17 protein-coding genes and 1 tRNA gene are annotated in these 19488 nt (G+C 70.2%); 12 read left to right on the forward strand and 6 right to left on the reverse strand.

Annotation, left to right across the window (positions count from 1 at the left end):
- Positions 1-51 precede the first annotated feature (51 nt).
- Complete coding sequence (locus tag AB0C82_RS21995; RefSeq protein WP_362844559.1) at positions 52-1017, forward strand: DUF5926 family protein; 966 nt, start codon at positions 52-54, stop codon at positions 1015-1017.
- A gap of 211 nt (positions 1018-1228) precedes the next feature.
- Here AB0C82_RS21995 and AB0C82_RS22000 read toward each other — a convergent pair whose 3' ends face one another.
- Together AB0C82_RS22000 and AB0C82_RS22005 are read right to left on the reverse strand one after the other, a co-directional pair.
- Positions 1229-1516, reverse strand: coding sequence for a hypothetical protein (locus AB0C82_RS22000; protein ID WP_362844562.1), 288 nt, complete (start codon positions 1514-1516; stop codon positions 1229-1231).
- Positions 1517-2126: 610 nt separating this feature from the next.
- Complete coding sequence (locus tag AB0C82_RS22005) at positions 2127-2810, reverse strand: bifunctional DNA primase/polymerase (RefSeq protein ID WP_362844564.1); 684 nt, start codon at positions 2808-2810, stop codon at positions 2127-2129.
- Between the two features lie 598 nt (positions 2811-3408).
- On the opposite strand from AB0C82_RS22005, the gene AB0C82_RS22010 reads away from it, so the two are divergent.
- Both AB0C82_RS22010 and AB0C82_RS22015 read left to right on the forward strand, forming a co-directional pair.
- Positions 3409-4830 (forward strand): PP2C family protein-serine/threonine phosphatase, encoded by a 1422-nt coding sequence (locus AB0C82_RS22010; protein WP_362844567.1) that lies wholly within the window; start codon positions 3409-3411, stop codon positions 4828-4830.
- A gap of 113 nt (positions 4831-4943) precedes the next feature.
- Positions 4944-6425: an aminopeptidase P family protein gene (locus AB0C82_RS22015; RefSeq protein ID WP_362844570.1), complete on the forward strand. Its 1482-nt coding sequence runs from the start codon at positions 4944-4946 to the stop codon at positions 6423-6425.
- 46 nt (positions 6426-6471) lie between these two features.
- Here the strand turns inward: AB0C82_RS22015 and AB0C82_RS22020 are convergent, their stop codons facing one another.
- Positions 6472-7071, reverse strand: a complete 600-nt coding sequence (locus AB0C82_RS22020) for an ATP-binding protein (protein WP_362844573.1) — start codon at positions 7069-7071, stop codon at positions 6472-6474.
- A 237-nt stretch (positions 7072-7308) separates the two neighbouring features.
- Here AB0C82_RS22020 and AB0C82_RS22025 point away from each other — a divergent pair, with 237 nt between their 5' ends.
- From AB0C82_RS22025 to AB0C82_RS22065, 9 genes are all read left to right on the forward strand, one after another.
- Positions 7309-8130: a hypothetical protein gene (locus tag AB0C82_RS22025; protein WP_362844575.1), complete on the forward strand. Its 822-nt coding sequence runs from the start codon at positions 7309-7311 to the stop codon at positions 8128-8130.
- Positions 8131-8248: 118 nt separating this feature from the next.
- The gene (locus AB0C82_RS22030) at positions 8249-8986 is read left to right on the forward strand and encodes a YcnI family protein (RefSeq protein ID WP_362844577.1); all 738 of its coding nucleotides are present in this window, start codon (positions 8249-8251) and stop codon (positions 8984-8986) included.
- Positions 8987-9030: 44 nt separating this feature from the next.
- Positions 9031-9687 (forward strand): SCO family protein, encoded by a 657-nt coding sequence (locus AB0C82_RS22035; protein ID WP_362844580.1) that lies wholly within the window; start codon positions 9031-9033, stop codon positions 9685-9687.
- On the forward strand, positions 9684-10130 hold the full coding sequence (locus AB0C82_RS22040; RefSeq protein WP_362844583.1) for a copper chaperone PCu(A)C: 447 nt from the start codon (positions 9684-9686) through the stop codon (positions 10128-10130). The genes AB0C82_RS22035 and AB0C82_RS22040 overlap by 4 nt, the downstream gene beginning before the upstream one ends.
- Positions 10131-10142: 12 nt before the next feature.
- Entirely contained in the window at positions 10143-12161 is a 2019-nt protein-coding gene (locus AB0C82_RS22045; protein WP_362844586.1) for a copper resistance protein CopC, read from the forward strand.
- A gap of 17 nt (positions 12162-12178) precedes the next feature.
- Positions 12179-13558 (forward strand): iron uptake transporter deferrochelatase/peroxidase subunit, encoded by a 1380-nt coding sequence (gene efeB / locus AB0C82_RS22050; protein WP_362845186.1) that lies wholly within the window; start codon positions 12179-12181, stop codon positions 13556-13558.
- A 63-nt stretch (positions 13559-13621) separates the two neighbouring features.
- Positions 13622-14557 (forward strand): prephenate dehydratase, encoded by a 936-nt coding sequence (gene pheA, locus AB0C82_RS22055; RefSeq protein ID WP_362844589.1) that lies wholly within the window; start codon positions 13622-13624, stop codon positions 14555-14557.
- A 638-nt stretch (positions 14558-15195) separates the two neighbouring features.
- Entirely contained in the window at positions 15196-16473 is a 1278-nt protein-coding gene (serS, locus tag AB0C82_RS22060) for a serine--tRNA ligase (RefSeq protein WP_362844592.1), read from the forward strand.
- Positions 16470-17285: an HAD family hydrolase gene (locus tag AB0C82_RS22065; RefSeq protein ID WP_362844595.1), complete on the forward strand. Its 816-nt coding sequence runs from the start codon at positions 16470-16472 to the stop codon at positions 17283-17285. The genes serS and AB0C82_RS22065 overlap by 4 nt, the downstream gene beginning before the upstream one ends.
- Positions 17286-17402: 117 nt before the next feature.
- Here the strand turns inward: AB0C82_RS22065 and AB0C82_RS22070 are convergent.
- The 3 genes from AB0C82_RS22070 to AB0C82_RS22080 all read right to left on the reverse strand — a co-directional run bounded on the left by AB0C82_RS22070 (position 17403) and on the right by AB0C82_RS22080 (position 19487).
- A tRNA-Ser gene (locus AB0C82_RS22070) sits at positions 17403-17491 on the reverse strand.
- A gap of 303 nt (positions 17492-17794) precedes the next feature.
- Entirely contained in the window at positions 17795-18475 is a 681-nt protein-coding gene (locus AB0C82_RS22075; protein WP_362844598.1) for a hypothetical protein, read from the reverse strand.
- A gap of 292 nt (positions 18476-18767) precedes the next feature.
- Positions 18768-19487 (reverse strand): ABC transporter permease subunit, encoded by a 720-nt coding sequence (locus AB0C82_RS22080; protein WP_362844601.1) that lies wholly within the window; start codon positions 19485-19487, stop codon positions 18768-18770.
- Between the last annotated feature and the right edge of the window lies 1 nt (position 19488).

Raw genomic sequence — 19488 nt, forward strand, 5'->3', positions numbered from 1 at the left:
GGCTAGGCTCGCGGCCGAGACCGCACTGTCGCAATCGGGAGAATGCCCACCATGGCCAAGAAGCGCCCTCAGACCAAGGCCGGGAAGCAGCAGCTCAAGGATGGTGAGATCCCGGTCGTAGGGGCCCGCGAGCCCTGCCCGTGCGGTTCGGGCCGCCGTTACAAGGCGTGTCACGGACGCGCCGCCGCCCAGGCCGTGACCGAACTGGTCCAGCGCCCCTTCGAGGGACTCGCCGGCGAGTGCGACTGGGTCGCCCTGCGCGAGCTGGTGCCCGCCGCCACCGTCGAGCTGACGCTGAAGGGCGGACTGCCCGAGGGCGTCCCGTCCGTGACGCTCGCGACCGTCCTGCCGATGGCGTGGCCCGCGCTGCGCCGCGACGACGGCTCCGTCCTGCTCGCCCTGCAGAACGACACGTCGTCGGGCGACCTCAGCCGCGACCTCGCGGACACCTTGCAGCGGGCGCTGGAGGCGGAGCCCGGTACGCCGGTGGCCGCCCGGCGCGTACCGGCCGACGGTCCGCGGCTGCAGGACGTGCTCGACCCCGCCGCCCCGTTCGAGCCGGTCGTCCACTCCGGGTTCGAGTTCTGGGTCCCGGACGCGGAGAACGCCACAGCCGAGGTGTCCGCATCTCTGGAGCGTGCCAACGACGCCGCCATCCCGACCACGCTGCTGTCCGGTGTGGACGCCGCCTACTGGTGCGAGACCCCGGAGAAGAACCACCTCCGCTGGGTCATGCCGCACCCCGAGGAGCAGCTCCTCGACGCGCTCGCCCGGCTGCACGCGGCCGGGACGTCCTCGCTCGGCGAGGGCACCCGTCTCGTCGGGTCGTTCCGGGCCCACGGACTGATGGTCCCCGTGTGGGACCTGCCGCGCACGATGGGCGCCGAGGAGTGCGAGAAGCCCGCCGCGGAGATCGCCGAGCGGCTCGCCGAGGCGCTCGCCTCGGACGCCCCGCTCACCCCCGAGGAGCGCCGTGCGCGCGGCGGGCTCACCAACCGCCAGGTGACGCTCAGCTGACAGTGACGGGCTCTGCGGGACGGCTCGGTGACCCGCGTCACAGCCGGACCGTACTCGCGAGTAAATCATTGTCCGAATAGGCGAGATCGAATTTGCGAACGGCAGATCTCTTGTTACCGTTCTGGAAGCCCGGTCGCTGGTGCATCCCCCGTCGCCAGCGACCGGGCATCCTCATTTCCGGGCCCGTTCGAAGGGCCCCCGGCCGGCCCCGTCAATCGGTGGGCACGGAAGCCGGGTTGCTGCCGGTACGCAGGAGCAGGGGAGCGTCTTCCGCGGCCCCGACGGCTGCGTACTCCGCCACCGCCGTATAAGCGTCCGTCGTTCCGTGCGCCGGTCCGCGCGGTGTCTCACAGACACCCGGCTCGTCGTGCGCCTCCACCTCGCAGCGCAGCTGGACGGCCCGTCCGCCCGGCCCCATCAGCGTGAGGAACGACCGCAGTTGCTCGCCGGTCGTGTTGCGGTAGTACGTACGCGCCCAGACGTCGCGCCCCGCCGTCATGACACAGGTCTGCGCCTCGACGCCTTCGGGAGAGGTCAGCTCGGGACCGCACCGGGTGGCGGGCGCGGCGGTTCCACCGGCCCCGGCGGGCAGCGCACTTTCGGACAGAAGTCCGGAGGGAGGGACAACCGGTTCCGGTGAATTCCCGTCGGCACCCCCGGCAGGGCCATCCGCGGAGCCGTCCACCGCACCCTGATCGGACATTTCTCCGATGCGTTCTTCGCCGCGCTCTTCGCCATGTTCTGCGGAAAGGCCATCAGAAAGTAGCGAGCCGCCGGATTTCGTATCGGAAGGAACTGGTTCGGGTCCACCGGAGGTCACGGCGGTCGCCGCCAGAGGAAGCAGAACGGTGAACACCACCGCCGCCGAGAGACCGACCATGCGGAGATTCATCGAGGCCTCACCAGCGAGCTGAACGCGAATTTCTGACGGTGCGCCGACGATATCGAGGAAATACGGGCCCCGTGGCGGCGCCCACCCATTTACCGCGGAACTCGGTCGGCTCACACCCGTACGAGTGAGCCGACCGCAATCGTGTGCCGTCCGCCCCGACCGGGTCCGGCCGTCACCGGCCTGCTGACAGGCCGTCGGCCGGACTCCTGCCGGTCCGTCAGTACGCGAGCCGGCTTCCGCCGTCCGGAGCACCGGTGCTCGCCTCGACCAGCGCGTCCAGTACCGCTTCCACATCGGGGAGCCAGGGCGCGGCCGACGGGGACTGCGGCGCGCGCTCCCAGCGGACCTGACCTGCCCCGATCTCCGAGGGCGGCAGGACGAGATAGCCACCCTCGCCATGGAAGCGCAGGGAACTCGGCACCCAGTCCTTGGCGTGCAGCAGCTCACCGAGCCGCTCCAGGGTGTACGGAGCCACCAGCAGCGACCACCGCGTCGGCGTCGCCACGACGGGGCCGATACGCAGGCCCATCGAGTCGAGGGCGGTCAGCGCCCGTGCGCCCGCCACCGCGGGCAGGCTGAGCGCGCAGGGCGCGCTGCCGCCCGTGGCGAGCATGACCGGGGCCGCGGGCCGGTTCGCCCACCACCACCGCACCATGCGTTCGTCGGTGGTCGCGGCCAGCAGGCCGGGATCGAAGGGGTGTGCGCCGGGCACGGCGCACTCGGGGTCGGGGCAGGCGCAGCCGCGACCGCGGTCACTGCGCGTGCCTGCCGTTGCCAGCCCTGCTCCGGGCAGCACGGGCCACTGCCATGCGGTGGCACAGGTCAGCGCCGCGTCGAGCTGTGCGGGCCGTCCCTTGCGCCGGAGCCGGAGCCTGCGTCGCCTTCCGAGGATCTCGCGCATGAGCGCTCGTTCCTTTCCGTTGAACGCCGAGGTCCACATCACACCACGTGTGCGTTACACCACGCGTGCGTCTCTTCACTGTGCGTACATGCTCATCAGATCTGCGGTACGGGCGTGCCTTCGGTACCGAGCGTGAGCCGAGCCGAGCAGAGTGGAACCGTGCAGAAATGGAGCTGAGTCGAACCGAGCCGAGTGGTACCTAGCCGAGCTGAGCTGAGCCGAGTCCAGCCAAAACATGGCGGGGGCGGCGCGAGCTGCACACCGGCCGTCCCTGGTGCAAGCCCCGCCACTCGGGGGTGGGGGCGCGGCCGTCGTCCATAAGGACGTCCGGGCCCGCTGCCAGGTTCCAGGGCGTCACAAGTGCCCCTGGTCATCACCGATTACGTACCCAGCATGCCCCGGATGACGCTCCCCCGGGCACTTCACCCCGAGGGCACCACCTGTCGAGCGCCTCCAGTCGACCGCAAATAACTGTCATAGGTGCATTTTTTAGCCAACTTAACTGCCGCACAGACACCACAAATCCCGTGAGGACAATGCTGGACATCGCGTTACTTGTGCGTGTACATGTGGATCCATAGATATGGCGCAGAATGACATGGGGGTTTGCGATGCTATTCGGCGAATCGCACCGGTCGGAAAGCTGGCTGCCATGAGCGCCCCTCACCTGCCGAAAGTGGCTGGAATCGATCCTACGGTTCCTGTTTCAACGCACACTTCCGCGCCTCTGACGGGCGTCCCGGCCGCGCCGGGAGCCTTCCTCCAGGACCGCCTGGCCTCCTGGGTGTCCGACCTCACGACCCTGCACGAACTCACCGAGCGCCTGGCCAGAACCCATACGCTCGACCACGCCCTCCGCGAGCTGCTGGACGCCGGAGCCGCCCTCGTCGGCGCCCGCCGGGGGCTCCTCGTCCTCGAACCGGCCGCGGGCGGCCCGTCCACGACCATCGGCCTGGGACTCGCGCACGCCGAGCTCGGACACATCGAGACCGTGCCCCGCAGCGCCACCTCGTACGGCCGCATCCTCGACGGACTGCCGGACGCCCAGGGGCCGCTGACCAACCCGGACCTGCTCGGCGACGAGAGTCTCGACCCGCGCCACCGCGAGGTCGCGGCCCGCCTCGGTTACGCCGCGAGCTACGCCCTGCCGCTCGCCACCGACACCGCCGGGCGGCTCGGTGCGGCGGTCTGGCTCTACGACGAACCCGCGGAACCGCTGGAGCGCCAGCGCCACCTCGTCGGCCTCTACGTCCGGTACGCCACGGAGCACCTGGCCAGGCTGCTGGAGCTGGAAAGGGCCCGCGCCGACGTGGCGACCCTCGCCGAGGAGCTGCTGCCCAGCAGGCTGCCCCGGATCCCCGGCGTCCAGCTGGCGGCCCGCCACCGGCGTGCGCCCCGGGGCGGTGGCGACTGGTACGACGCGCTGCCGCTCCCTGACAGCGCGCTCGGACTGGCCGTCGGGTCGGTCGGCGGTTCGGGCCCCGGCGCGCTGGCCACCATGGGCCGGCTGCGGGCCAGTCTGCGGGCGTACGCCGTCATGGAGGGCGAGGACCCCGTCGCCGTACTCTCCGATCTGGAACTGCTGCTGCGGCTCACCGAACCGGCCAGGTCAGCGACCGCGCTCTTCGCCTACTGCGAACCGGCCCGCCGCAAGATCGTGCTGGCGGGCGCCGGGCACAGCCCGCCCCTGGTGATCGGCGACCGCCGCACCGAGTTCGTGGAGACCACGCTGTCGGCGCCGCTGGGGATGCTCGCCTGCTGGGAGGCACCGAGCGTGGAGTTCACCCCCGAACCGGGCGAGACCGTGCTGCTCTACACCGACGGGCTGCTGCGGCGCACCGGCGACGCGATGGACCGGGCGTTCGCCCGGCTCCACTCGGCGGCGGCCTGCGTACCGAAGGCCTCACGGCACGACCCCGGGGCGATCGCCGACCACGTCCTGCGGTCGATGCTGCCGGAGGGCCTGGACCAGGGCGACGGCACCGAGGACATCGTGATCCTGGCCGCCCACTTCGACTGACCGGTGCGGCGCCGGGCTGCCGGACCGATGTAAGGGTCTTCCGGCCCTGGACCCCCTTCCATACGCCCGTACGATGGGGAGCGGTCCAGTGTCGTATCAAGGAGAGACAAATCGTGTCTGAGGAGCTCATCCCGGAGAACCCGGAGCCGGAGACCGAAGAAGCAGAGCCGATCAAGCAGCGGAAGAACGGCCTGTACCCGGGCATTTCCGATGAGCTCGCCGAGAACATGAAGTCCGGCTGGGCCGACACCGAGCTGCACGGTCTGGAGCCGATCGCCCAGGCCGCGTACACCGCTTCCCGGCGTGCCGCGCTTTCCGCGCGCTTCCCCGGCGAGCGACTCGTCATTCCCTCGGGCAACCTCAAGACCCGTTCGAACGACACGGAGTACGCCTTCCGCGCCTCCACCGAGTACGCGTACCTCACCGGTGACCAGACCCACGACAGCGTCCTCGTCATGGAGCCCAAGGGCTCGGGCGACGAGGCCGGGCACGAGGCGACCGTCTACCTCCTGCCCCGGTCCGACCGTGAGAACGGCGAGTTCTGGCTCGACGGCCAGGGCGAGCTGTGGGTCGGCCGCCGCCACTCGCTCACCGAGGCCGAGCAGGTGCTGGGCATACCGGCGAAGGACGTCCGCGAGCTCCCGGCCGCGCTGACCGAGGCCACCGGCCCCGTACGCAACGTCCGCGGGCACGACGCCGGCATCCAGGCCGCCCTGACCGACAAGGTGACCGCGGAGCGCGACGAGGAACTGCGCGTCTACCTCTCCGAGGCCCGCCTCGTGAAGGACGCCTTCGAGATCGCCGAGCTGCAGAAGGCCTGCGAGATCACCGCACGCGGCTTCGAGGACGTCGTGAAGGTCCTCGACAAGGCCGAGGCGACGAGCGAGCGCTACATCGAGGGCACCTTCTTCCTGCGTGCCCGCATCGAGGGCAACGACATCGGCTACGGCTCGATCTGCGCCGCCGGCCCCCACGCCACGACCCTGCACTGGGTCCGCAACGACGGCGCCGTCCGCTCCGGCGAACTGCTGCTGCTCGACGCGGGTGTGGAGACGAACGACCTCTACACCGCCGACGTGACGCGCACCCTTCCCATCAGCGGCACGTTCACGCCGCTCCAGCGGAAGATCTACGACGCTGTCTACGAGGCGCAGGAAGCGGGCATCGCGGCCGTGAAGCCCGGCGCCGACTACCGCGACTTCCACGACGCCGCGCAGCGTGTTCTCGCCGAGAGGCTGGTCGAGTGGGGCCTGCTCGGCGACCTGTCCGTGGACAAGGTCCTGGAGCTCGGCCTCCAGCGCCGCTGGACCCTGCACGGCACGGGTCACATGCTCGGCATGGACGTGCACGACTGCGCCGCCGCCCGCACGGAGGCCTACGTCAACGGCGTCCTGGAGCCCGGAGTGTGCCTCACGGTCGAGCCCGGTCTCTACTTCCAGGCCGACGACCTGACGGTGCCCGAGGAGTACCGCGGCATCGGCGTCCGGATCGAGGACGACATCCTCGTCACCGAGGACGGCAACCGGAACCTGTCCGACCAGCTGCCGCGCCGGTCCGACGAGGTCGAAGCCTGGATGGCCCGGCTCAAGAGCTGACCCGCGGGGCGACGGACCGTCGCACCCGTGCCGGAGGGCGCGCCGCTCAGGACACCATGAGCAGCGCGCCCTCCCGCCATTTCAGGACCTTGTCGAAGCTCACGACAGCGCCCCGGCCCGGCCGGTTGGCGAAGTGGACGTGGTCGGCGAGCTGCTCGATCAGACCGAGTCCCCGCCCGCTCTCCGCCGTGACGCAGGGCTGTGTGACGGGCACCGGCGTGACGGCCGGCAGATCCGGCGGGTGTTCCACGGGAGGGCAGGCCGCGTCGAGGTGAACGGGTGGCCGCTCAGGCGCGGCAGCGGACTGTCTGCCGGCCGGACAGTCGACGGACGGGTGTGCGGCGGTGCGAAGCGCGCGCCGGGTGGGAAATCCGGGCCCAGAATCGGCGACTTCGATGCGGCATTTCTCGCCGTCCAGATACGCGGTGACCCGGTACTGCTCACCGGTGCCCGCGGCGTCCCCGGCCTCCCGGCGTTCCCCACCGTGCTCCACGGCATTCGCGCACGCTTCGCTGAGCGCGACCGAGAGGTCGTAGGAGATGTCCGGATCGACGCCTGCGGTTTCCATGGTGCCGAGAAGGAAACGACGGGCGAGCGGAACGCTCGCAGCTTCGCGCCGCAAATGGAGTGACCACCACATGCTCATGCTCCAGCCTCCTGGCTGCGGCTCGACATACGGATACGTATTGCCGCACAGTGCCCCTCGTAAGCACAGATCGGCAGTGATGGCACTCATTCGGCGGATGCGAATATTCCGTATACCGGCTAGGGCCTGGGTCCCGTGACCACCCGAACAGGCACAACAGCCATCCATGGCACAGGAACCCGACCTTCCGGACCTGCCTGACACGGGTCATATCCGCAGTGCGATGATGACCCCGCCATGTCTACGCCCGTCGCACACGCCGGAGCCGGTCTGCGGCTCATGAGGGCCGCGGTGTTCACCGCGGTCTGCGTCGTGCTGTCCGCGGCAGGACACACGCTCGCCTCGTGCACGGCGGTCCCGTGGTGGACCCTGCTCGCCGGTTTCCTCGGGCTCCTCGCGGTCGTGGTTCCCCTCGCCGGGCGCGAACGCTCGCTCCCGTCGATCGCCGTCGCTCTCACCGGCGGTCAGCTCGCCCTGCACGTCCTCTTCGGACTCGGCACCCACGGCGCGGCCTCCGAGACGACCTCGGCGGCCGGGACGGACAGCGACGCTCTCATCCGGTTCGCCGCGGGGCTGCTCTGCGGCGAGGGAACGGCCCGGCTCAGCGCCGCAGAGGCCCACCGCATCGTCACCACCGCGGGCATCGACCCGGCGACCCTGACGCAGGGCCACACACACGCCGCGGCGGCGGAACCGGCCGGCCTCGCAGGACTCGCGGCCTCGTCGGGCGTCCTTCCGAGTCTGCCGATGTTCCTCGGGCATCTCCTGGCCGCACTCGCCACCGGCTGGCTGCTGCGCCGCGGCGAGGTAGCGCTGTTCGGTCTCACCCGGCTCTCGGTCCACGGCGCCCAGGAGCTCGCGGCCGGTGCCCGGCTGCGCTCCCTGCGCGCCGCGCTCTCGCTCGTACGGACCCTGCTCGCCGGACTTCCCCGGCGGCGGACGACCGGGCCGCTCATTCCCCGTACCGCCGCCGACGCACCTGCGCCGGCGACCGGGGACCCCTTGCAGCACATGGTGATCAGGCGCGGGCCTCCCGCCGTATACGTACGCGCAGCCTGACGCGACACCTGCGCCCGGATCCCCGGGCCCGCCCGGATCCCCGGGGGAAGGGTGTCGCGATGCCGTCGCGCACCGGCGCGCCGGACCACCTTTCCTCCTGCCTGTGGAGATCCCTGCCATGAACGTTTCACGCATCGCCATCGCCGGCGGCGTCGCCGCGTCCACCGTCCTGCTGCTCGCCGGCCCCGCGGCCGCGCACGTCAGCGTCCAGCCGCAGGGCGAGGCCGCCAAGGGCGGTTACGCCACCATCAACTTCAAGGTGCCGAACGAGCGCGACAACGCCTCCACCGTCAAGCTCGAGGTGAACTTCCCGGCCGAGCACCCGCTGTCCTCGGTCAGCCCGCAGGCGGTACCGGGCTGGAAGATCAAGGTCGACAAGGCGAAGCTGGACAAGCCCCTCGACGTGCACGGCAAGAAGATCACCGAAGCCGTTTCGAAGGTCACCTGGACGTCGGACGGCAGCGAGATCGCCCCGGGTTACTTCCAGCAGTTCCCGCTCTCGGTCGGCCGGCTGCCCGAGGACGCCGACCAGCTCGTCTTCAAGGCCCTCCAGACGTACGACAACAAGGAAGTCGTCCGCTGGATCGAGGAGCCCACCGCGGACGGCGAAGAGCCCGAGAGCCCGGCCCCCGTACTCAAGCTGACCGCCGCCTCGGACGACGCCCACGGCGCCGCGGCAGCCGATGACAAGAACACCCACGCCACGGACGCCAAGGGCGCCGAGGACACGAAGGCACCTGCGGCCTCGGCCGACACCAGCGACGGCACCGCCCGGATCCTGGGAGTCGTCGGCATCGTCGTCGGCATCGCCGGGGTCGCTTTCGGAGTGCTCGCGGGTCGCCGCCGCACCGTCTGACCCCCGAAGCAGCACCCGCACCACAGACCAGGAAACAATTCTCCATGCGCACCAAGAAGACGATGCTGGCCGCGGCGCTCGCCGCCGCGGCCACCCTGACGCTGTCGTCATGCGGCAGCGGGACCGACTCGGGCAAGCAGCCCGTCGCAGATGTCTCGATGGACACCACCACCAAGGCAGCGACCGTTCTCGACCAGCCGTTCACCAAGCCCGACCTCGTCCTCACCGACACCCACGGCAAGAAGTACGACCTCCGTGAGCAGACCAAGGGCAAGCCGACACTCATCTACTTCGGCTACACCAACTGTCCCGACGTCTGCCCGCTGACCATGAGCAACATCGCGCTCGCCAAGCGCGCCCTGCCCAAGGCCGACCAGGACAAGCTCCAGGTCGTGTTCGTCACCACCGACCCCGAGCGGGACACCCCGTCGTCCCTGGGCAGCTGGCTCAAGGCCCAGGACCCTGCCTTCACCGGACTCACCGGGGACTTCCCGACCATCCAGGCGGGCGCCCGTCAGATCGGCATCGGCATCGACCCGCCGACGGTCGAGAAGGACGGCACGGTCGTCTCGATGCACGGAGCCCAGGTCGTCGCGTTCTCCCCGAAGACCGACAAGGGGTACGTGCTGTACGGCGAGGACACCACGGCCGACGACTACACGAAGGACCTTCCGAAGCTGCTCACCGGGGCGACCCCGTGAACCGCCGCACCGTGCTCGCCGGCGTCCTGGCCCTCACCACGGGCCTGACGCTGGCGGGGTGCTCGTCCGACGGCGAGCCGGAACTGAAGGTGATCGGTGCCTTCATGCCGCAGCCCGTCAGCGACATGGCGGCCGGATTCCTCGTCGTGAGGAACAGCGGGGACGCGGCCGACCGGCTCACCTCCGTGACCAGTCCGCTCTCGGACAACGTCACGATCCACGAGACGAGGGACCGGACCATGCGCATGGTCAGTTCCTTCGAGGTGCCCGCCGGCGGCGAACTGGATCTTGAACGCGGTGGCAACCACATCATGTTCATGAAGCTCAAGCAGCAGCCCAAGCCGGGCGAGAAGGTCTCCCTGGAGCTGCACTTCGAGAAGGCCGGCCCGATCACGGTCGACGTTCCCGTGAAGGAGACCACCCACAACCCGAAGAAGCAGTGAGGGACTGACACCATGACAGCCACCGCCCCGCGCTTCGGGCCGCACCCGATACGCCGGCCGCTCGCCGCCTTCGCGCTCCTCGCCGCACTGACCGCCCTGCTGTTCGGTCTGGTGCTGGCGGGTGCGAGTCCCGCGTCCGCGCACGCCGCCCTCACCGGGAGCGACCCGCAGTCCGGGGCGGTGGTCGACACCGCGCCCGAGGAGGTCACGCTCACCTTCTCCGAGCAGATCGCCGTCGGCGACGACTCGATCCGCGTACTCGACCCCGACGGACGGCGCGCGGACAGCGGTGCGCCGCCGCGCGAGGTGGGGAGCGGCGGCGTCGTCCAGTACGGCGTCCGGCTCCTCGCGGGCCTGCCCGACGGCACGTACACCGTGGCCTGGCAGGCCGTGTCCGCGGACAGCCACCCCATCTCCGGAGCCTTCACGTTCTCGGTCGGTGCCCCCTCGGACACCACCGTCGCACTGCCCTCGGGCGAGGCGGGCGGCGGTCTCGTGGGCACGCTCTACGACATCGCGCGCTATGCCGCGTACGCCGGATTCACGGTGCTGGCGGGCGGCGCGGCCTTCGTGCTCGCCTGCTGGCGGCGGGGTGCGGGCGAGCGCCCGCTGCAACGCCTGGTCGTACGCGGCTGGATCACCCTGACGGCGGCGACCCTGGCCATGCTGGTGCTGCGCAATCCGTACACCGGTTCCGGCAAGCTCACGGACGCGTTCGATCTCGACGGTCTGCAGGCCGTGCTGGACACCAAGCCGGGGGCCGCGCTGGTCTCCCGGCTGCTGCTGCTCGGCGCGGCAGCGCTCTTCGTCGCCGTCCTGTTCGGCGGGTACGCCAGGCGCGAGGACGAGACGGAGCAGAAGGACCTCACCTTCGGGCTCGCCATCGGCGGCACGGTCGTCGCCGCCGGCATCGCCGGCACCTGGGCCCTCGCGGAGCACGCCTCGACCGGCATCCAGCCGGGCATCGCCATGCCGGTCGACGTCCTGCACCTGCTGGCCGTCGCGGCCTGGCTGGGCGGCCTCGCCGCGCTGCTGGTCGCCCTCTACCGGACACCCTCGGTCGACAGCTCCGCCGTGCGGCGCTTCTCCCGTGTGGCGTTCGCCGGCGTGGTCGTCCTCGTCGCGACCGGGATCTACCAGTCGTGGCGCCAGGTCGGTTCCTGGTCGGCGCTGACCGATACGCGGTACGGACAGCTCCTGATCGTCAAGGTGGCCCTGGTTGCCGTCCTCGTCGGGGTCGCCTGGATATCCCGCCGCTGGACGTCCCGGCTCACCGAAGACACGGAGAGCACGGACAACACGGAGGAAACGAAGGCCGCGAAGGCCGCGAAGGCCGCGAAGGCCGCGAAGGCCGCAGAGGATGCGGGCGATGCGGAGGGCGACGAGGGCCAGGAGGACACGGACGGCGGCGAGCCGGTCCTGGTGGCGGCCCGGACGGATACCGAGGACGTCACCCCCGATCGCGCCGCACAACTGGCTCGTCAGCGGGCCGCCCTGACGGCGACCAAGGAGAAGCGCGTCCGCGATGCCGATCCCAGCCGCTCGGGACTGCGGCGCTCGGTGCTCACGGAGGCCGGTATCGCCGTCGTCATCCTCGCGGTCACCACGGTGCTGACCTCCACGGAGCCGGGACGTACGCAGGAGGAGGCCTCCCGCGGTTCGGTGGCGACGGCCCTTCCGGCGGCCGGGACCCCGGTCAACCTGAGCATCCCGTTCGATACCGGCGGCAAGGACGGCAAGGGGACCGTGCGACTGGACATGGAGCCCGGTCGCATCGGCGCCAATCAGCTGCACATCTGGGTCGACGGGGCGAACGGCAAACCGCTGGACGTACCCGAGGTGAAGGTGGCCCTCACGCTGAAGTCCAAGGACATCGGCCCGCTGCCGGTCGTCCCGGACCACCTCGCCGACGGCCACTGGACGGCCGACGGCATCCAGATCCCGATGGCGGGCGACTGGACGGTCTCCGTGACCGTGCGGACTTCGGACATCGACCAGACGACCATCGACAAGAACGCCAAGATCGGCTGAGCGGGTTGAGCAAGAACATGAACGACGAGGCCGGGAAGCCCGCGAAGGCCGGGCAAGCCGCGAAGGCCGCGACAGGCCGCTCGCGCAGGGGTGCGGCACCTGAGACAGGTGCCTCCGGCACGGCCGGTGCCGTTTCCCGACGGCGACTGCTCGGTACCGCCGGAGCCGCCGGAGCGACCGGCCTGGTGCTGGGCGCCGCGGGTGGAGCCGCCGGTTACGCCACAGCCGGCTCCGATGCCCCGGCGGCTCTGACGACCGTCGGGGCGACCCGGGCGATGTTTCACGGGAAACATCAAGCGGGGATCACCACTCCGCTTCAGGCCCGCGGTCATCTGGTCGCCTTCGACCTGGCACCCGGCGCGGGGCGCAGGGAAGCCGCCGCGCTGATGCGCCGCTGGTCGGCCACGGCCGAGCGGCTGATGGCGGGCCGGCCTTCGGGTGAGGGCGACGGAGACGGCCACGACACCGGAATCGCGCTGGACGCCGGGCCGTCCTCGCTCACGGTCACCTTCGGCTTCGGCCGCACCTTCTTCGAACGTACGGGCCTGACCGGCCGTCGGCCCGCCGGTCTCGACCCGCTGCCGGCGTTCTCCTCCGACCACCTCGACGCGAAGCGCTCCAACGGTGACCTCTGGGTGCAGATCGGTGCCGACGACGCGCTCGTCGCCTTCCACGCACTGCGCGCCCTTCAGAAGGAGGCCTCGGCGACGGCCCGCGTGCGCTGGCAGATGAACGGCTTCAACCGGACCCCGGGCGCCACCGACCGCCCCAGGACCGCCCGCAACCTGATGGGCCAGATCGACGGCACCGGCAACCCGAAGCCGTCCGACAGCGATTTCGACCAGCGGATCTTCGTGCCGTCGAGCACCGGGGCCGACGGCCCTTCGTCCGGCTCCGATACCGGGTCCGACTGGCTCGCGGGCGGCTCGTACGCCGTCGTCCGGCGCATCAGGATGCTCCTCGACGACTGGGAGAAGCTCCCGGTGGACCGGCAGGAACGCGTCATCGGGCGCCGCAAGGCGGACGGCGCTCCGCTCAGCGGTGGCACCGAGACGACCGGGATGGACCTCGACAAGGCCGGCCCCGACGGCCGTCTGCTGATCCCCGACAACGCGCACTCCCGGATCTCCTCCCCCGAGAAGAACGGCGGCGCGGCCATGCTGCGGCGCCCCTTCTCGTACCACGACGGCATCGCGGCGGACGGCACCCCCGACGCCGGCCTCCTCTTCATCTGCTGGCAGGCGGACCCCTTCCGCGGTTTCGTGCCGGTGCAGCGCAAGCTCGACCGGGGCGACGCGCTCTCGCCGTTCATCCGGCACGAGGCGAGCGGTGTCTTCGCGGTCCCGGGCGGCGCCGCGAAAGGTGAGTACGTGGGGCAGCGGCTGCTGGAGTCGTGAGGGCCGCCGGGCCGCATCCTGAGACGGAGCGGCCGCTCGCGCGGGGCGCATTAGGGTGACCGTATGTCAGCCACGCGCTACGCCTATCTCGGCCCCGAAGGCACCTTCACCGAGGTCGCCCTCCGCACGCTCCCGGAAGCCGCCACCCGCGAGCTCGTCCCGATGGTCTCGGTTCCGGCGGCTCTGGACGCGGTGCGCAGCGGCGAGGCGGCGGCGGCGCTCGTACCGATCGAGAACTCCGTCGAGGGCGGGATCACCGCGACGCTCGACGAGCTGACCGCCGGCGAGCCGCTGATGATCTACCGCGAGGTTCTGCTCTCCATCACGTTCGCGCTGCTGGTACGGCCCGGAACGAAGCTGACCGACATCAAGACGGTCACCGCGCACCCGGCCGCCCAGCCGCAGGTGCGCAACTGGATGGCGGCCCACCTCCCGAAGGCCGTATGGGAGTCGGCCGCTTCCAACGCGGACGGGGCGCGACTGGTCCAGGAGGGACGGTACGACGCCGCGTTCGCCGGGGAGTTCGCAGCAGCGACCTACGGCCTTGAGCCGCTGGTCACGGAGATCCACGACGCCGAGAACGCCCAGACGCGCTTCGTCCTGGTGGGCCGCCCCGCACGGCCGTCGGCGCCGACGGGTGCCGACAAGACGTCCGTGGTCATCTGGCTCGGCGACGACCACCCGGGTGCGCTGCTCGAACTCCTCCAGGAGTTCGCGGTGCGCGGGGTCAACCTGATGCTGATCCAGTCCCGGCCGACCGGCGAGGGCATCGGCAACTACTGCTTCGCCGTGGACGCCGAAGGGCACATCGCGGACCGGCGGGTCGGTGAGGCACTGATGGGGCTGAAGCGGATCTGCCCGAAGGTCCGGTTCCTGGGGTCGTACCCCCGGGCCGGCGTGACGGCCGAGGACGTACGCGCGCTGCGCGCGGGGACCTCGGACACGGATTTCACGGAGGCGTCCGACTGGCTGGCCCGCAGCCAGGACGGCCGGGCCTGAGACAGCTCCGCCCGCTGAACCGTGACCCGGCGGGACCCCCGCGGATCATGGTTCAGCGGGGGGCCCTGTGCGTTGCCCACCGGTCCTACCTGCAGATTTTCATTTGCCCACAGAGTTATCCACAGGCTGGCGTCTCGACCTGGGGACAAGTCGACACCGTAATGCGACATGGTCGACAAATCGGCCCAGTGGCATCAGATGCGCTCACAGAGCCACAGGACGCCCGGTGTCAGCCCAATTGCATTGATCAACTCTTCAGAGCATCGAATTCCCACCCGAATGAGTGTGTGAACTGCGTTTGAACGGGGAATCCATGGGCCTTCATGCGGCTTTCGGAACGATCTCTTCCGGTGTCCACAGATCTTCCTCACAGCCTGTGGATAACTAATTCGAACCACACCCGCCTGTGGACAACGCGCCCACTTCGCCCCCAACTCCCGCCCCGCGCAAGCCCGGTACGTCAAGACGAACGGGCAGGTTGAACCCTTTTCGGGGGAATGGGATCGTTTATTGACCACGCCGACCGCACCCGGGCCCGCGATTCCCCCCAGCATTACCAATTCCGGCAATACGGGCAAAGTGACACGCTCGTCGATATCGGTTCGAGCGGGGGAACCCCACACCGGTAGCCTTGAGGGGTGATTGACCTTCGCCTGCTCCGTGAGGACCCCGACCGTGTTCGCGCCTCCCAGCGCGCCCGTGGAGAGGACGTCGCGCTCGTCGACGCTCTTCTCTCCGCCGACGAGCTGCGCAGGTCGTCCGGCGTCCGCTTCGACGAACTCCGCTCCGAGCAGAAGTCGCTCGGCAAGCTGATCCCCAAGGCCACCCCGGACGAGCGCGCCGAGCTGCTGAAAAAGGCCGATCAGCTGAAGGCCGAAGTCAAGGCGGCCGACGCCGCCCAGGACGAGGCCGACGCCGAGGCCAAGCGCCTGCTCCTCCAGCTCGGCAACATCGTCCACGAGGACGTGCCCGTGGGCGGCGAGGAGGACTTCGTCGTCCTCGAAACGCACGGCACCATCCGTGACTTCGGGGCCGAGGGCTTCGCCCCGAAGGACCACCTGGAGCTCGGCGAGTCGCTCGGCGCCATCGACATGGAGCGCGGAGCCAAGGTCTCCGGCTCGCGCTTCTACTACCTGACCGGTATCGGCGCCCTGCTCGAACTCGCGCTGGTCAACGCCGCGATCGCGCAGGCCACCGAGGCCGGCTTCATCCCGATGCTGACACCCGCGCTGGTCCGCCCGCGCGCCATGGAGGGCACCGGCTTCCTCGGCCAGGCCTCCGCGGACGTCTACCACCTGGAGAAGGACGACTTCTACCTGGTCGGCACGTCCGAGGTCCCCCTCGCCGCGTACCACATGGACGAGATCGTCGAGGCCGACAAGCTGCCCCTGCGGTACGCGGGCTTCTCGCCCTGCTTCCGCCGCGAGGCGGGCACGTACGGCAAGGACACCCGCGGCATCTTCCGCGTCCACCAGTTCGACAAGGTCGAGATGTTCTCGTACGTCGATCCTGCGGACGCCGAGGCCGAGCACCGGCGGCTCCTCGACTGGGAGAAGCAGTGGCTCACCTCGCTGGAGCTGCCCTTCCAGGTGATCGACGTCGCCTCGGGCGACCTGGGAGCCTCGGCTTCCCGCAAGTTCGACTGCGAGGCGTGGATCCCGACGCAGGGCAAGTACCGCGAGCTGACCTCCGCGTCGAACTGCGACGGTTTCCAGGCGCGCCGCCTGTCCGTCCGGATGCGCGACGGCAAGAAGGTGCAGCCGCTGGCCACCCTGAACGGCACGCTCTGCGCCGTACCGCGCACGATCGTGGCGATCCTGGAGAACCACCAGCTGGCCGACGGTTCGGTGCGGGTCCCCGAGATGCTGCGCCCCTACCTCGGCGGTCGTGAAGTGCTGGAGCCGGTCTCCAAGTGACGACCTTCCCGTACAAGCTCATCGCGACCGACCTCGACGGCACGCTGCTGCGTGACGACGACACGGTCTCCGAGCGCACGCGCGAGGCGCTGGCCGCGGCAACCGCGGCCGGCGCGGCGCACATCATCGTCACCGGACGCGCGGTCCCGTGGACCCGGCACATCCTGGACGACCTGGGTTACGAGGGCCTCGCGGTCTGCGGTCAGGGCGCGCAGGTCTACCACGCCGGCGAGCACAAGCTCCTGACCTCGCTCACGCTGGACCGGCAGCTCGCCGGTCTGGCGCTGTCCAAGATCGAGGCGGAGGTCGGCCCGCTGGCGCTCGCCGCCAGCCGTGACGGCCTCGAGGGTGAGGTCCTGGTCGGGCCCGGTTACCGGGTGCAGGAAGGGCCGCTGCCCGCCGTCTTCGTCGACGATCCGGCGGAGATGTGGACCGCCCCGCTGAACAAGGTCTACATCCAGCATCCCGAGCTCGGCGACGACGCCCTGACGAAGGCCGCCCGGGAGGCGGTCGGCAGCCTGGTGAACGTGGTCATGGCGGGTCCGGGCGTGGTGGAGATCCTTCCCCTGGGACTGAGCAAGGCGACCGGCCTGTCCCTGGCCGCCCGTCGGCTCGGGATGAAGGCGGCGGACACGCTGGCCTTCGGCGACATGCCGAACGACATCCCGATGTTCGGCTGGGCACGGCACGGCGTGGCCATGGCGAACGCGCATGACGATCTGAAGGCCGTGGCCCACGAGATCACCGCGTCGAACGAGCACGACGGCATCGCCGTGGTGCTGGAGGAGCTCCTCAGGACAGGGCGCTCCTGACGCACGGGGGAGCTGGCCGGCCCTCGCGGCCGGCGGTGTCCCACCGGAGGTCAGGAGGCGTGTCCATCACGGTGTCCTTGCGGTATGTCCTGGCGGTGTGTCTGCCGGCGCCCGGGGCGGAGGATGCGCGGATCGAACGCGCGCGGGGTCTCTCGGCCCCGACGACGGCTTAGCAAGCCGCTGCCTTACCACTCGGCCAATCCTCCGGGCGGGTGGCCGCGCGCGATGCGCGTGAAGGGCCACCCTGGGGTCCTGCTGCGAGCGGTTCGGCGGATCAGCCGGTGTGGCTGACCCGGGACCGGCTGCGGACCACTCTGCGGGGACTCGACGGACTCGGACTCTCGGTCATCGCCGCGCTCCCTCCCGGTCCTTGGCGTACGTATCCGTGCGCGCTGTCCCCCTACTGTGCGGTGAGGCGCGCGCCCCGCGCCACCGATTAACGCGTGACCCTCGACCCGCGGTCCGCTCCCGTGGGGGCGGACCGCGAGCGTCAGGTGGTCAGTAGCGGGTCAGCGGCGCAGGTCCTTCAGCTGCTGGGCGAGACCGTCCATGCGTGCGTCGATACGGACGACGTCCTGGGAGACGTCCGACAGCTTCACGCTCATGGCGCCGACGACCTCGTACGTGACGTCCAGCTTCCGGTCGAGGCTGTCGAGCCGCTCCGACATCCTGCCGAGCACCGGCCCGAGCTCCTGGAGCGCGCTGCCGACTCCGGCAAGGCAGCCCTCGATTCCGGTGACCCGCTGATCGAGCGAGCGGTACGCCACCCGTAGCTCCTCCTCGGCGTCGAGGAGGTAGGTGCGGACGCATCGCGCGATGTCGCTGTCGCGAAGGAGCATGGCGACGTTGAGCACGGTTCTGCGGGTGTAGAGCCGCAGCTGAGTGGCTGCCTGTGGATAACTGTCCGGGACCGCCCCATCCCAAAGCGACTTCATGTCGCTATGGAAGGTCCGCAGCTCAGAGCCACGCAGGATCCTCAGTCCGTTCTCTTTGAGTTCCGACTGGTGCCGGTCGGTCAGCCTCCTGACAGAGATTGTGGATACCTCGAAGTAGCGGGCGACATCCTCCGTGCGAACGTGAATTCCGTCCGGGAGCATGACAAGACTCTTGATCTTGTCGAGGACGTCGACGCGCCCCATCCGCTCGACGCGCAGGGCGCGTGATTCGAGCAGGGCGACTTCCGTGGGCATGGTCATGCCTTTCGTGCGCGGGAACAGCTGTGGACGGCCCTGTCCCCGGGCTTCAGGGGTGGAGGACGCTCACGGTTGCCACTCACTCAATGACCGACCCGGCCGGCACTGCCGCACCGGTGTCGGCGATCCCCTGATTCACGAAAGCTCGACGCCACGGATTCCCACTGCCTCCACGCGCCCTGACCAACGAGCCGATAAACGTACAGTTACGCGTAGCACTGTCCGTTCGTAGGACACAGAACAACCCCCGCCCATCGGACGGGGGTTGCACCGTTGCGAAGCGGTCGGCTCACTCCTCGCCGGCGAGCTTCAGTGCCCGCAGCTTCTGGCCCGCGTACCAGGTGGCGGCCACCGTGATGCCGGCCAGCAGCACCGTCGCCAGCGGCAGTCCGACGTCCGAGGTGATCACGCCGTCCCCGCTCACCTTCTGGGCGACCGCGAGGGACCACTGCTGGACACTGAAGGTCCGTGCGCCCGGCACCAGGCTGCCGAAGAGCGCCTCCCACACGAGCGCGTAGACCAGGCCGAAGACGACCGCGTGCCGGCTGACCGTACCGAGCAGCAGGAACAGCGCGCTGTACGCGATCGAGGCGACGAGCGCCGCGATCGTGTACGCCACGGCGATCTGCTGACCGTTGCCGTTGAGGATCAGGCCCGCGATCAGGGTCGGCAGGGCCGAGAACACCATCGTGACGGCGATGGCCACGGTCAGCTTCGTGACGATGATCGTCGGACGCTTCACCGGCTTGGCCAGGAGGTAGACGATCGACCCGTCGTCGATCTCGGGTCCGATCGCGCCGGTCCCCGCGATGACACCGATCAGCGGAACCATCGTGGCGAGGGCGAATCCGCCCAGCACGTTGGCGGCGACCTGGTCATCGGCCCCGGCGAACGCCCGTACCGCCACGGCGATCACGATCAGCAGCACGGGCAGGATGAACAGAACGGCAGCCCGGCGCCGGCCGAGCAGGGCCCGGTAGGTGAGCCGAGCGACTGTGGGGTCGTACATG

The organism is Streptomyces sp. NPDC048560 (assembly GCF_040650955.1).
GTDB lineage: Bacteria > Actinomycetota > Actinomycetes > Streptomycetales > Streptomycetaceae > Streptomyces.